12 protein-coding genes are annotated in these 13,906 nt (G+C 31.7%); 6 read left to right on the top strand and 6 right to left on the bottom strand.

Translation table 11 applies throughout. The features are described from left to right. Nucleotides 1–6: 6 nt before the first annotated feature. Complete coding sequence (gene purL / locus BKH44_RS00435; protein ID WP_095269045.1) at nucleotides 7–2,235, bottom strand: phosphoribosylformylglycinamidine synthase subunit PurL; 2,229 nt, start codon at nucleotides 2,233–2,235, stop codon at nucleotides 7–9. A 172-nt stretch (nucleotides 2,236–2,407) separates the two neighbouring features. Here purL and ppsA point away from each other — a divergent pair, with 172 nt between their 5' ends. The 3 genes from ppsA to BKH44_RS00420 all read left to right on the top strand — a co-directional run bounded on the left by ppsA (nucleotide 2,408) and on the right by BKH44_RS00420 (nucleotide 6,482). Then, nucleotides 2,408–4,834, top strand: a complete 2,427-nt coding sequence (ppsA, locus tag BKH44_RS00430; RefSeq protein WP_095269043.1) for a pyruvate, water dikinase — start codon at nucleotides 2,408–2,410, stop codon at nucleotides 4,832–4,834. Beyond that, entirely contained in the window at nucleotides 4,834–5,367 is a 534-nt protein-coding gene (locus tag BKH44_RS00425; RefSeq protein ID WP_095269041.1) for an N-acetyltransferase, read from the top strand. The genes ppsA and BKH44_RS00425 overlap by 1 nt, the downstream gene beginning before the upstream one ends. Nucleotides 5,368–5,456: 89 nt before the next feature. Next, nucleotides 5,457–6,482 (top strand): aspartate-semialdehyde dehydrogenase, encoded by a 1,026-nt coding sequence (locus BKH44_RS00420; RefSeq protein WP_095269040.1) that lies wholly within the window; start codon nucleotides 5,457–5,459, stop codon nucleotides 6,480–6,482. Here BKH44_RS00420 and BKH44_RS00415 read toward each other — a convergent pair. Continuing rightward, nucleotides 6,472–6,969 (bottom strand): DUF2147 domain-containing protein, encoded by a 498-nt coding sequence (locus tag BKH44_RS00415; RefSeq protein ID WP_095269038.1) that lies wholly within the window; start codon nucleotides 6,967–6,969, stop codon nucleotides 6,472–6,474. The genes BKH44_RS00420 and BKH44_RS00415 overlap by 11 nt on opposite strands. Nucleotides 6,970–6,980: 11 nt before the next feature. Next, nucleotides 6,981–7,496, bottom strand: a complete 516-nt coding sequence (locus BKH44_RS00410; protein ID WP_095269037.1) for a YhcH/YjgK/YiaL family protein — start codon at nucleotides 7,494–7,496, stop codon at nucleotides 6,981–6,983. Nucleotides 7,497–7,649: 153 nt separating this feature from the next. Between BKH44_RS00410 and BKH44_RS00405 the strand changes: the two genes are divergently transcribed. Next, entirely contained in the window at nucleotides 7,650–8,393 is a 744-nt protein-coding gene (locus BKH44_RS00405; RefSeq protein ID WP_095269036.1) for a DUF3943 domain-containing protein, read from the top strand. Here BKH44_RS00405 and BKH44_RS00400 read toward each other — a convergent pair. Genes BKH44_RS00400 through BKH44_RS00390 form a run of 3 tightly spaced genes read right to left on the bottom strand, consistent with a single transcriptional unit; the run spans nucleotide 8,390 to nucleotide 11,341 of the window. After that, nucleotides 8,390–9,331 carry an LPP20 family lipoprotein gene (locus tag BKH44_RS00400; protein WP_095269034.1) on the bottom strand — a complete coding sequence of 314 codons (942 nt, stop codon included), beginning with the start codon at nucleotides 9,329–9,331 and terminating at the stop codon, nucleotides 8,390–8,392. The two genes, BKH44_RS00405 and BKH44_RS00400, sit on opposite strands and share 4 nt — an antisense overlap. Before the next feature lies 1 nt (nucleotide 9,332). Further along, complete coding sequence (gene lpoB / locus BKH44_RS00395; protein WP_095269033.1) at nucleotides 9,333–9,947, bottom strand: penicillin-binding protein activator LpoB; 615 nt, start codon at nucleotides 9,945–9,947, stop codon at nucleotides 9,333–9,335. After that, nucleotides 9,944–11,341, bottom strand: coding sequence for a hypothetical protein (locus BKH44_RS00390; RefSeq protein WP_095269031.1), 1,398 nt, complete (start codon nucleotides 11,339–11,341; stop codon nucleotides 9,944–9,946). Before BKH44_RS00390 ends, lpoB begins: the two co-directional genes overlap by 4 nt. A 198-nt stretch (nucleotides 11,342–11,539) precedes the next feature. On the opposite strand from BKH44_RS00390, the gene BKH44_RS00385 reads away from it, so the two are divergent. Next, nucleotides 11,540–12,817 (top strand): MFS transporter, encoded by a 1,278-nt coding sequence (locus BKH44_RS00385; protein ID WP_095269029.1) that lies wholly within the window; start codon nucleotides 11,540–11,542, stop codon nucleotides 12,815–12,817. 327 nt (nucleotides 12,818–13,144) lie between these two features. Continuing rightward, a complete protein-coding gene (locus BKH44_RS00380; protein ID WP_095269027.1) occupies nucleotides 13,145–13,906 on the top strand; it encodes a gluconate 2-dehydrogenase subunit 3 family protein in 762 nt (253 codons plus the stop codon).

Raw genomic sequence — 13,906 nt, 5'->3', positions numbered from 1 at the left:
TACCACCTAGTCTAGCTTGAGTGTTGTTTGAAAACTCTCAAAATATATTTTTTTAGCTTTATTCATATTTAACTCAATAGAATCTATTTTTATGCCCTCTTCAATATCTAAAACTTCTCCAATATCTTCTATATCAATTTTATATTTTTGGGCATATCCTTTAATCTGTGTGATATGATTTTTATGAACTTCAATAACAACACAACTTTGAGATTCTGAAAAAATCATTTCTTTATCTGTATAAGTTGTTTTTACACATATACCTTTATCTCCAAGTAAAGCCATTTTTGCTAATGTAATCCCTAGTCCACCCTTGCCAATATCTTTCGCAGACATAATCAAATTGTTTTCAAAAGCTTCATTCAATAGATTCCATAAATCAAATTCCTTTTGTAAATCAATACTTGGAATTTTGCCTTTACATTCTTTATGGATAATTTTTTGTATCAGACTACCGCCAAAATCTTTACCAATTTTACCAACCAACATCAAACGATTACCTTTTTGTTTCAGGCTTGAATGGATGATTTTTTTTGTCTCTTTGATAAGTCCTACGGCTACTATCGTTGGTGTGGGATAAATATCTTTCTCCTCAGTTTGGTTATACAAAGATACATTCCCACTTACAACAGGAGTATTTAAAATATTACAAGCTTCTTTAATACCTTCTGTTGTTTCTTTGAACTGCCACATCACTTCAGGATTTTCAGGATTGCCAAAATTTAGACAATCACTGATAGCCAAAACCTTAGCCCCCCTTAATGCACAATTTCTCCCTGCGATAGCCACACTAATTTTAGCTCCTTCTTTAGGGTTAAGATAACAATATTGAGGAGAACAATGCACGTTAATTGCTAAAAACGAATTATTTTCTTTTACTCTAATCACGCTTGAATCACCTTCTCCACTTCCAATGACTGTATTGGTCTGCACCGTGCTATCATATTGGGAATATATCCAAGATTTATCACAAACTTCAAGACTACCTAAAAGTTTTTCAAAAATTTCTTGTTCTTTTAGCTTACTATTTTGATATTCAAAATTTTGAAGTTGTTTGAAATAGCTAGGTTCCTTGATAGTTCTGTCTAGAATAGGCGAATTTTCACTCAAAGCTTGTACGGGAATTTGAGCACATTTTTCTCCATACCAAAATAATTCCATATTGCCACTATTTGTTACTTCTCCAATGATTGCTACATCTAAGTTTTTGTTTTCAAAAATTTCAATGATTTCTTTTTCACAACCTTTTTTTGCACATATAAGCATTCTTTCTTGAGATTCGCTTAACATTAACTCATAAGGTTTCATATCAGCCTCTCTCATTGGTACTTTATCTAGATGCAGAACCATACCACTTCCACTACGTCCAGCCATTTCAAAACTAGAGCTTGTAAGACCTGCTGCTCCCATATCTTGGATGCCTATTATCAGATTTTTTTTGAATAATTCCAAACAGGCTTCTAAAAGTAGCTTTTCACTAAAAGGATCACCAATTTGTACAGTTGGACGTAATGATTTGGAATCTTGAGTGAAAGAATCACTGCTCATTATAGCACCACCAAGTCCATCTGCACCTGTTTTGCTTCCTGCATATATCACAGGGTTTCCAATTCCCTCAGCCCTGCCATAAAATATTTCATTACTTTTTACAATCCCTAAAGTAAAGGCATTTACCAAAATATTTCCATTATAACAGGCATCAAAATCAGTTTCTCCCCCAATCGTAGGTACTCCCATGCAGTTCCCATAATCTCCAATGCCAGATACCACTCCACGTAATAAATATCTGTGTTTTTTCCCAATTTCATCAGATCTATCCACTTCACCAAAACGGATAGAATTAAGGCTTGCAACAGGGACTGCCCCCATTGTAAAAATGTCCCTCATTATTCCACCTACACCCGTTGCAGCACCGGCATGGGGTTCTATGAAGCTAGGATGATTGTGTGATTCTATTTTAAAAACTGCAGCATATCCTCCATCAATGTCGATTACTCCTGCATTCTCTCCTGGTCCTTGTATTACCCAAGATGCTTTTGTTGGGAAGCCTTTGAGGTATTTTTTACTTGATTTGTAGCTGCAATGTTCACTCCACATGGCTGAAAATATTGCAAGTTCAAGTGAATTTGGTTCTCGTGATAATATTTTTTTAATTTGTCTATAATCTTCTTCAGAAAGTTTATGATTTTTTAAAACCTCTGAAATATTTTCTATCGGTGATTTTTTATTTTCCATTGATATCCTCAAAATTATATAGCTATCAAACTTGAGAAGTTTATCAAAATTACTTAAGAAATGAAGAAAATTATAAAAACTTCAAAATTTTATCTTAAATCTAAGTATCAAATAAAGATTTATCTACTAAAATGTTAAGCACTAACAAGAAGAATGAGGAGAATGCAAGATCATGAGATACATTAAGTTTTTTAAAGAACTCAATAATAAGGACATACCTCTAGTAGGTGGAAAAAATGCTAGTATTGGAGAGATGTTTCAAGAGCTTGTGCCAGTAGGTATTAAAGTTCCAAATGGTTTTGCTATCACTAGTGAAGCTTATTGGTATCTTTTAGATAGTGGGGGTATAAGACAAAAAATAATTGATTTATTGGAAGGAGTAGATGTAACAGAAATTGATGTCCTTAAAACACGTTCAAAGCAAATCAGAGAATTGATTTTTGGTACCCCATTCCCCTCAGATCTTCGAGATGAAATTTTTCAAGCATACAAAATTTTGAGTGATGAATATCAGATGAAAGAAGCTGATGTAGCTGTTAGAAGCTCAGCAACTGCTGAAGACCTTCCAGATGCTTCTTTTGCTGGACAACAAGATACTTATTTGAGTGTCAAAGGACAGACTGAATTAATACATTATATAAAATCTTGTTTGGCTTCTTTATTCACAGATAGAGCTGTTAGTTATAGAGCCTCAAGAGGATTTGATCATTTTAAAGTTGCTTTGAGTGTCGGTGTCCAAAAAATGGTACGAGCTGATAAGGGTAGTGCAGGGGTGATGTTTTCTATAGATACAGAGACTGGTTTTCAAGATGCTGTTTTTATCACTTCTAGCTGGGGTCTAGGAGAAAATGTTGTAGGTGGAACTGTTAATCCTGATGAATTCTATGTATTTAAGCCTACTTTAGAAGAAGGCAAACGTCCTATCATTAAACGTCAATTAGGCACAAAGCATCAAAAAATGGTTTATTCTCCTAGGGGTAGCGAACACCCTACTAAAAATATCAAAACTACTCAAAAAGAACTCAATACCTTTTCTATCACTGATGAGGATATCCTCACGCTTGCTCGTTATGCAATCATTATAGAGAAACATTACACTCAAGAAGCTGGAGAGTACAGACCTATGGATATGGAATGGGCAAAAGATGGTGAAAGTGGTGAAATATTTATTGTTCAAGCTCGTCCTGAAACTGTCCAAAGTCAAAATATCAAACGTACTAATGGGCAAAAACTTGAAAAATTTAGGTTTAAGAACAATGATGAAGCAAAAGAAATTATTATTGTAGGTAAAGCCATTGGAGGTAAAATAGGTACTGGAAAAGTCAGGATTATCAATGATATTGAACATATGAATACTTTTAAAGAAGGTGAGATTTTAGTCACTGATAATACTGACCCTGATTGGGAACCAGCAATGAAAAAGGCTGCAGCAGTCATTACTAATCGTGGCGGTAGGACATGCCATGCTGCGATTGTTGCAAGAGAAATTGGTGTGCCTGCTATTGTAGGGGCTGTAGGTGCTACAGATAGGCTTTATACAGGCATGGAAGTTACAGTATCTTGTTGTGAGGGTGAAGAAGGCTATGTTTATGCAGGCATTCATCCATATGAAGTGGAAACGATTGAACTTTCTAATCTTGGAGAAACAAAAACCAAGATATATATGAATGTCGGCAATCCTCAAAAAGCATTTAGCTTTTCGCAATTACCTAATCACGGGGTAGGTTTAGCCAGAATGGAACTCATTGTACTCAATCAGATTAAGGCCCATCCATTAGCTCTATTGGACTTGCAAAATGGAAAAAAAGATCTTAAAGAAAGAGTAGAAATAGAAAAACTTATTTCTGGTTATGATAGTCCAAAAGATTTTTTTGTTAAAAAAATAGCTGAAGGGATGGGGATGATAGCAGCAGCTTTTTATCCTCGTCCTGTTATAGTCAGGACAAGTGATTTTAAATCCAATGAATACAAAGGAATGATAGGTGGCACGGCTTATGAACCACAAGAAGAAAATCCTATGCTTGGCTATAGGGGTGCAAGCAGGTATTATTCTGATTTGTATCGAACAGCTTTTGAATGGGAATGTCAAGCTTTAGCGATGGTTAGGGATGAAATGGGTTTAAGTAATATGAAGATAATGATACCTTTTTTAAGGACACCTGAAGAAGGCAAAAAAGTATTAGAAATACTCCGTAGAAATGGATTAGAATCAGGTAAAAATGGATTAGAAATTTATGTAATGTGCGAACTCCCTGTGAATGTTATTTTAGCAGATGAGTTTTTATCAATGTTTGATGGTTTTTCTATAGGCTCAAATGACCTAACCCAGCTCACACTAGGAGTAGATAGAGATGGTCAACTTGTTAGCCATATATTTGATGAGAGAAACCCTGCGATGTTTGAGATGTTTAAACGTGCTATCATTGCTTGCAAAAGAAATAATAAGTATTGTGGTATCTGTGGACAAGCTCCAAGCGATTATCCTGAAGTTGCAGAATTTTTGGTCAAAGAAGGTATTGATTCTATATCTTTGAATCCAGATTCTGTCATCACGACTTGGAATGCTGTCATAAAACTTGAAAAAGAGCTTGGTAGATAATGATAGATTTCAAATTAGCCCTCAGGGATAAAGAACTTGAAAATATCTATACATTGGCTCAAAGTATATGGAAAGAGAATTATGCCCATATACTTTCTATTGAGCAAATACAATATATGCTTGAGAGATTTCAAAGTGTTTTAGCAATACAGGATCAAATAAAAAAAGGTTATAAATATTTTCAAATATTTAATTGTTCAGACACAGCAGGTTATTTTGCATTTACCCAAAAAGACGATAGGGATTTTACCCAAAAAGGATTGTTTTTAAGTAAGCTTTATATCTTAAAAGATTATCGCTCTCAAGGTATCGCTAAGCTTATCATTGCATACCTTAAAGGTATTGCCTATATGCTTAATACTAATTTTATATGGTTAACCGTCAATAAGCATAATCAAAATGCAATTCAAGCGTATCAAAAACTAGGTTTTAAGATTTATAGAGAGGATAGGGTAGATATAGGTGAGGGTTATGTAATGGATGATTATTATATGAAATTAAATACAGATTTTACTTATCTGTCTCAAAATTAAATATATTTTCAGACAAAATAAATTATTTTTATTTAATTAGCTTTTGTGATTATTGGTTTAAATCTCTTGAATAAGGAATATTGAAATAAATGAAAAAATACACAGTAGCAGTTGTAGGTGCAAGTGGTGCAGTTGGAGAAGAAATTTGTAAAGTTTTAGAAGAACAAAATTTTCCAATCAAAAAACTTGTTTTATTGGCAAGTTCTAGAAGTGCAGGGGATGAGATGGAAGCCTTTGGGCAAAAACATAAAATTTTAGAAACCACACCTGAAGTATTTGAAAAAGAAGGTGTTGAGATTGCCTTTTTTTCGGCTGGAGGAAGTGTTAGTGCAGAATTTGCTCCGTATGCAGCTAAGACAGGAGCTGTAGTGATTGATAATACTAGCCATTTTCGTATGGAATCTGATATCCCTTTGGTCGTACCTGAGGTTAATCCTCAAGATATTGCTCTTTGGAAAAAAAGAGGTATTATTGCAAATCCAAATTGTTCAACTATCCAAATGGTAAAGATTTTAGCACCTTTGCACAAAGCCTTTGATATTCAAAGAGTAGATGTCAGCACTTATCAAGCTGTGAGTGGTGCAGGAAAAAGAGGAATGGAAGAATTAGTCAATCAAATGCAGAAATTTTTTGCATTTGAGCTTGATGAAGATGAACCTGAAGTATTTACACATAGAATTGCATTGAATTTAATACCTCATATTGATGTTTTTATGCCTAATGATTATACAAAAGAAGAAATGAAGATGATGAAAGAAAGCAATAAAATCCTCCATAGCGATTTTGCTTTAAGTGCTACTTGCGTACGTGTTCCAGTTTTGCGTAGTCATAGTGAAGCTATTACTATTCATTTTTCTCAAGAAATACAAGCTAATAAAGCTAGAGATATACTTAAAAAAACTCCTAATGTGGTCGTTGTAGATAAACCTGAAGAAAAACTTTATCCAATGCCTATTTTAGCAACTGATACAGATGATACTTATGTTGGTAGGATAAGGAATGATATTTATGATAAAAAGATACTACATTTATGGTGTGTCGCTGATCAAATACGTGTTGGAGCAGCAACAAATGCGGTTCGGATTGCTCAAAAATGGATAGAGTTTACTCGTTAATATCTGAGAGAGTTTTTAGAACATCTTGCATGTTAGGTTTTTCTATATCATTTTCTTTTATAAAGTCATTATCAAGATGTTTCCATAAAAAGGTTTTTCCAATGAAACCTGTTGGATCAATACTCACAAAAAAATTTATATCTTTATTGTCTTTTTGGTAGATTTTGACATAATAAGTTTTACCATCATAAAAATTATAAGTTTTGCCATTTTCATAAACGTTAGGCGAAACTTGTATGAGATCATATAAAAATACTACACCTTTGTCGCTACGATTTCTGAGTTCAGGGTTTGGATTGTGTGAGTCTTTTTTTGCAGGAGAATTATCTATATTTTTGATAGCATACGCATAATATTTATTATTGAATTTAAAAAATTCTACAAAAACTTTTTTTTGCCACCAAAAAGAACTTGTTTGATAAATACCTTCTAGATTTTGAGATTTCAGACTGATTGCTATTAGAGCAATAAAAAATATTTTTTTCATCAGATTTTCTTTTATAGTTTGAGTTTAACAAGTTTTTTTGGAACTTTAACAACAGTTTTAAAAATATTTCCTTCAATATTTCCTGATTTTAGACCGCCTGCATGGATATCATTTTCAAAAAATATTCCTAGCATTCCTTCAGATAACCTTATTTTCGAGATACAACAACTCTTTTTATAAGTGATTAAATCTTTTTTTTCATCATAAGGGGTTTTAATAATAAAATCATTTTTATCTCCTAGATGAAATATTTCAACACCAAGCACGCAGAGTTGAAAATCTATATAATATTGATGACTCTCATAAAATGCCTTATTTGAATTTTTAAGGATATATGATTGTTCAATCGCATACATTCCAGCTTCAAGCTTTATTTTATTTTCAGCATGCATTGGCGTATTTATGATACGTTTATGTATGGAGTGGTTTGGATTGATAGCATTATTTAGATAAATATATAAAGCTTCCATTTCTTGAGTTTTTTCAAATAAATGACTTAATGAGGCAAGCTTTCCTATAATAGCCATATATTAGTCCTTCATAGTTTATCTTATTTTTTAATACAAAAATTTTATCAGTAGATTTTAAATAATTGTATATGCAATCATTTAAGCAGATGAGATAAAATTATAATGTAAATATTAGGGATTATTTATTGTTTCACTTATTTTGAGGAAGAAATGTGTATTCATAGATTTTTATTGATCGTTTTTATTATCACTGGTTTGATGTCTAATCAATTAGAAGATACTCTAAAACATAACGAATTTAAAAGTTGGTATTTTCCAGCATTGAAAGATCAACCTAATAATCCTTATTATTATGTACCTGATTCCAGAGGGAAATATCTTGGAACAAGTGTTGGCATACTCGGCATTGGACTTTTGGTAGGTATAACAGGTTTGTATTTAATGCCTGAAAGTGTTACTAACTGGGATAGAGAAAAGTTTGGTTTTAGGAGTTGGTTTCAAGATGTTCGTATTGGTCCAGCTGTTGATAATGATAATTTTTGGCTTAATGGAGTAGCACATCCTTATTTTGGTGCTGTATATTATATGCAGCCAAGAATAGCAGGATATACTTGGGCAGAATCTGTTTTATTTTCATTTGTTACTTCAGCATTTTTTTGGGAATATGGAATAGAGGCTTTTGTAGAGATTCCTAGTTGGCAAGACTTGATTTATACTCCTGCTATGGGTTCTATATTTGGTGAAATTTTTTATCAACTTACACGTTACATACAGAGCAATGAAGGAAAGTTATTTGGTTCAAGATTTTTGGGTTATACACTCATAGGGTTGATGGATCCTATTGGTTTTGTTATCAGAGATTTAGGCTTGGGAAAGCTCTTAGGGGTGAAAAATAAAAATAAACTTCAGGTTGTCTCTTCTCCATTGGGTTTAAGTTTAAATTATAAGTTTTAGAAATCTTGATTATTTTGGGATTGAGAATATTCTTTTAATTTTTTATATAGTTTGACTTTAATACGATTCATAGCATGGATTTTTGTGTTTTGAGTAGAATCAAGCTCAATGTGAGAGATAATATTATCTTTACAATCATACATATCTACTTGAAGTGTAATATGATATTGATTGGTTTTGTTTTGAATTAAGATTTTATTTTTAATTGTATAGATATTTTTTTTATCAGAATTTTGGATAAATTTTGCATATTCTGCACTTAAAGTATTGATGATTTCTTTTTTATCTTGAGGTTCAAATATTAATTTTACTTTTGGTAATGGAGAGTTTTGATTTAATATATTTTCGTAAACATTGAGTGACTGGAGCTTGGTAGTAGGATCAAGAGTATAGATGCTTTCTTTTAGAGAAAAAAGGTATTGAAGCGAGCTTTCCAATGTATTTTTATCTGAAATGAAAATAGAACTACAAGTATTTTTTAAAAAATATTTTAGTCTTTCATAAGATAAATCATATTTATTTTTTAGATTTTGCAACAGAGTGTTTTTAGGGATTTTTATTTGGACATAATAGTTTTTATTTTTGTATTCATTGCGTATTATAGTGATATTTTGAAGTTCTATAGTATCTAGAGATATTTGTATATTTTGCAAAATTTCTGAAGATTGTTTATTGTTGATTTGAGTATTTTGTATATCTGTATCTGAATTGATTTTGATTTTAATATTTAAAGCAAGATCATTGATGGCGTTTTGTTTAGCTTCTTGAAGTGTTTTTCCTATTCCATTTCCATACAAGTTGTTGTGATTATTTGGGATAGCAAGGAACCACCCGGGTGGGTTTGATATACTTAGATGATTAGCACAAGCACCCAAAAAAAAACATGCTATTAAAAAAATTAATTTTTTTAATAAATTTGGTTTAAAAAAAATATTCATTTTACCAAGCTACAGACTTATTACTGCCAATTTTGATGATATTGACTTCATTATCCCATACTACAAGACCTGTTTTTATGTCAGTAAGGGTTAATAAAAAGTAATAATCTACTCTTTGTTTTGAACCTACTTTTGTATTTTTTTGAACAATTTTTCCAGATAAAGAAAGTTCAGGTGCTATGAGGTTACCTTTTTCTTGGACAGTATATTGATTGAATTCGTCATTTTTTCTTGCTTCTCTTGCTTGGTTTAACATTTTATCTGTAGAGCCCCCACTACCTGACATTGCCATAGTTAAGGTAAATTTGCCACTATTCCTCATATCCCTAGTAATTTTTCTAGTCAATTCTTCTGTATTGAAATCTTGCATTGTATCATTGATAACATCAGAAATAGCCAAAACCTTTGGTTTTTTTGCTGTAGATAGGTTTTTGATATATTTGCTTTGTAATAAAGATTGCACATTTTGGTTTGCAGCTTCTTCAATATCATGATAATCTAGTCCAATGCTTGTATATTTTTTGGAATCATTTGAATCAAGATATTTGACTCCAGAACTACAACCTGTTAAAAATAACACACTAATAAAAACAATGTTTATGATTTTTTTATTCATTCTTTTTCTCCAATAAGTAATTTGTATATTATATTATTTTTTGTTGTTCTTATGTAGATAAGGTTGTTAGTATTTTTACAAATTTTATGTTCATTTTCTAGCAATGGATTTTTTGAATCACAATCAATAATGTCAAATTCAAATATATTTTTTTTATCAGCATCAATAAAAAAATTTCCTACTTTATTGTCAATGCGCATGAGCCAAACTTTATTAGGAAATACTGTGGTGATTCTAGTATCTGCTGACGTTGTGGTCGCTGAAAATAATGCTCCTAGGAAACCTGCAAAACTACCTAATTGATTGTTAAGTATTTTTTGTAAAGATGTTTTATAGATTGCAGAGATAATTGAGCGAGTCAAGATATAGGGTAATTGTTTTGAGAATTCATTAGCAATGATATTATCAGTAAGTGAAATTTGATCAAAAGTTTTACTATGTATCCCTTGAAGGGTAAAATTTTGATAAAAATCAACTCCATCTTCAAGTTGGGGAAGTGCTAAACCAAAATAATATACTTCATCACTGAGTAAAAATAATGGTAATTTTATAGAGAATTCTTTTTTGGTCGCATTTTTTCCATCTTCAATGATAATCCAAGTGTGTTTTTTAAAAGGATTTTGTTTTTGGAACAATAATATATCTTCACCAATGATTTGTGATTGATTGATGCCATAAGATTCTTTCAATAGATCAATACCTTTATGATCTCCTTGTAAAGAAAAATACAAACCTGATACATAAGATATGGTAGGATTGATAAAGCCACTATAGCCTTTAAATTTTTTTAGATTTGAATATTGGGTATCTAAAATAGAGTTGATTTTGTCTTGCGAGGTATTTTTATCTATCATGCTTGATGATTTGGTTTCTTTTTCAGTATTTTTTATATTCTCTTGGATAGTTTTTTGTATTTCTTTTTGGTAGTATTGTTTAGCCCTTCGTTGTCTATCATTAGCTCTATTGAACTCAATGCGTGCTTTTGCATTGTCTCCTAATGCCAAAGCATCTAAAGCTTTGTAATAATTAATAAACACACCTTCATAAAGATTCCCTTGATATGTTTTTACATTATCATTCAATAGGGTAGCTCCTGTATTGGTTAAAGCACTTTGAAAAATATTTTGCATATGATTTTGATTGAATTTGGATTCTGCTTCATTGAGTTTTTTTATAGAATCTTCATATTTACCTGCCATATAAGCACTCAGTCCGCTTTGTATCTCCCATAATAAGGCATTTTTATGCAAGTTTTTTGAAAAATCAAAAGCTTTTTGTACATCGCCTTGTTGATAATAGAATTTATCAAAATGCTGTAATTTTTCCTCATAAGTTGCACAACCATAGGTAAAAAGAAGCAACAATAGATAGAATATTGGATATAAATATTTCATTTGTACTTGGCTTTTGATTTATTTTTTATTATTTAAGCTTAAAAATACTTAATATTTAATTTTACTAATTATCTTATTATCTTGTAGCAAGGTAAAAAACCTAAATTTATATTTTGTTTTATAATTTTTTAAGTAAAAAGTAGGATAACTTAAGATATATTTTAAACAAAACAACCTTAAATAAAATGAGGAATAACTATGTCAAAATTCCAAAGCAAGGCAATTAAAGATGCAAAATCTATTTTTATTGTTTCTAGTGGTAATTTTTTGGAAATGTATGATTTTGCTGTTTATGGATTTTATGCAAGTTTTATCGCACAGGTATTTTTCCCTTCAAATAGTCAATTTGCTTCCATAATGATGAGTTTTGCTGCATTTGGAGCGGGGTTTTTGATGAGACCAGTAGGTGCCATCCTGCTTGGTGCATATATGGATAAACATGGTAGACGAAAAGGCCTTTTATTGACACTTGTTTTGATGGCTGTGGGGACATTGACTATAGCATTTTGTCCCGGCTATGAAAAAATCGGTATTTTTGCTCCTTTGATTATCCTTTTAGGCAGGCTTTTACAAGGATTTAGTGCTGGAGCAGAGCTTGGGGGTGCTAGCGTATACCTTTCAGAAATAGCCCCAAACAATAAAAAAGGATTCTATGTATCTTGGCAAAGTGCATCCCAGCAAGTTGCTACGATTGTTGCTGGTATATTTGGTGTTGTTTTGCACTATTGTCTGGGTGATTTAGTTGTGAGTGAATGGGGTTGGAGGATTCCTTTTATTTTTGGGTGTTTGGTAGTGCCATTTTTATTTTTTATCAGACGTTCTCTTGAAGAAACCCCAGAATTCAAAGCCCGAGTTCATCAAGCTCCAAAGAAATTAAGAGAGATGATAGGGAATATGGTAGAAAATTGGCAAATAGTTGTTTTAGGTAGTTTGTTTGTAATGATGACTACAGTTTCTTTTTATTTTATCACAGCCTATACCCCCACTTTCGTAAGCAAGGTATTGGAGTTTTCTAGACTTGATAGTTTCATTGTAACAGCTATTATTGGACTTAGCAATCTTTTTTGGTTACCTGTTATGGGTGCATTGAGTGATAAAATTGGAAGGAAACCCATCCTCATAACAATGACATTACTCAATTTAATTACAGCTTATCCAGTAATGTATTTTTTGGCACACCACATTAGCTTTACAAATTTGGTTATTGTAGAATTGTGGCTTAGTTTTATTTATGGAAGTTATAATGGAGCGATGGTTGTAGCACTTTCTGAAATAATGCCCATTCAAGTCAAAACGCTTGGTTTCTCTCTTTCTTATTCAATAGCTGTAGCTATTTTTGGAGGATTTACGCCTGCAGTTTCAACTTATCTCATCCATATCACTGATAATGCCGCGATGCCCGGCATTTGGCTCAGTATTGCCGCATTAGGTAGTTTGTTTGCCACATTGATGTTTTTTAGGAAAAATAGAGTTTGATTTATGATTATTGAAAATAAAATCTATGATTTACGAAAATTTAAGTCCTAATCCTATATAATCACTTCGCTCCTTTTCAGACCTATGCAATTATAAATAAGGATAAAGCTTCAGGGTGGGAACACAGCAGAGCAGCCATATTTATGATGTGCCTTAGCCATCTGGAGAGGGGTTCACTTTCTTTTTCTTCTAATATTCTTTTTCATTTAATTGTTACTATTAGATACTTAAAATCTTGAAATTTTATATTTTTATAAATTATTTTAATTTTATTTAATAATTTTAAAGTTAGGATTCAAAATATTTTATATTAAAAGGAATAGTATAATGAATACTCAAGATTTAATTTTAAGTAGAAGAAGATTTTTAAAAACTTCTGCACTTGCTGCAGGAGCGATACTAGGTAGTGAAAGTTTGACAAACTCTTTGGAGGCAAGTCAAATTCCCCCAAGTCAATTACATAATGAACATTCTATCCCAATGATGAATACTCAAGGATCCCATCAAGTTAGGGGTAGGATGTTTTTTACTAAAGATAAAGATTTTGAAATTTTATCTGTAGCAGTCCAAAGGATATTTCCAAATGATGATTTGGGTCCTGGTGCCATTGAATTAGGTGTACCTTATTTTATTGATAATCAACTTGCTGGAAGTTATGGTAATAATGTAAGAGAGTATATGCAAGGACCTTTTAAAAAAGGGAGTCCAACACAAGGTTATCAAACCCCAATGATAAGACAAGAAATATTCTTACAGGGCATATTGGAATTAGATAAAGAAAGTTTTAAAAGATTCAAAAAAAGTTTTACAGATATTCCTGAAAAATCACAAGACATTATTTTGAAAGATTTTGAATCTAATAAAGTATCAATGCAAAAAATTCAATCAAGTTATTTTTTTTCACTCTTAAGAGAAATGACATTGTGTGGTATTTATGCCGATCCAATTTATAATGGCAATGATGATAAAAAAGGTTGGAAAATGAAGCAATTTCCTGGTGCACAGATGTCTTATTTGGCTTTTATAGAAGATAAAAATTTTCAAAAAATACCTCCAATGTCTTTGGCAGATATGCAAAAAGGAGAATAA

Source organism: Helicobacter sp. 13S00477-4 (assembly GCF_002272785.1).
GTDB lineage: Bacteria > Campylobacterota > Campylobacteria > Campylobacterales > Helicobacteraceae > Helicobacter_J.
This window is presented reverse-complemented; position numbering and strand designations above follow the sequence as displayed.

Bases quoted from the DNA above. Each gene is read 5' to 3' on its own strand.
- ppsA (WP_095269043.1), top strand. From the start codon at position 2,408: ATGAGATACATTAAGTTTTTTAAAGAACTCAATAATAAGGACATACCT.
- purL (WP_095269045.1), bottom strand. From the start codon at position 2,235: ATGGAAAATAAAAAATCACCGATAGAAAATATTTCAGAGGTTTTAAAA.
- BKH44_RS00400 (WP_095269034.1), bottom strand. From the start codon at position 9,331: ATGAATATTTTTTTTAAACCAAATTTATTAAAAAAATTAATTTTTTTA.
- lpoB (WP_095269033.1), bottom strand. From the start codon at position 9,947: ATGAATAAAAAAATCATAAACATTGTTTTTATTAGTGTGTTATTTTTA.
- BKH44_RS00420 (WP_095269040.1), top strand. From the start codon at position 5,457: ATGAAAAAATACACAGTAGCAGTTGTAGGTGCAAGTGGTGCAGTTGGA.
- BKH44_RS00410 (WP_095269037.1), bottom strand. From the start codon at position 7,496: ATGGCTATTATAGGAAAGCTTGCCTCATTAAGTCATTTATTTGAAAAA.
- BKH44_RS00390 (WP_095269031.1), bottom strand. From the start codon at position 11,341: ATGAAATATTTATATCCAATATTCTATCTATTGTTGCTTCTTTTTACC.
- BKH44_RS00425 (WP_095269041.1), top strand. From the start codon at position 4,834: ATGATAGATTTCAAATTAGCCCTCAGGGATAAAGAACTTGAAAATATC.
- BKH44_RS00405 (WP_095269036.1), top strand. From the start codon at position 7,650: ATGTGTATTCATAGATTTTTATTGATCGTTTTTATTATCACTGGTTTG.
- BKH44_RS00415 (WP_095269038.1), bottom strand. From the start codon at position 6,969: ATGAAAAAAATATTTTTTATTGCTCTAATAGCAATCAGTCTGAAATCT.
- BKH44_RS00380 (WP_095269027.1), top strand. From the start codon at position 13,145: ATGAATACTCAAGATTTAATTTTAAGTAGAAGAAGATTTTTAAAAACT.
- BKH44_RS00385 (WP_095269029.1), top strand. From the start codon at position 11,540: ATGTCAAAATTCCAAAGCAAGGCAATTAAAGATGCAAAATCTATTTTT.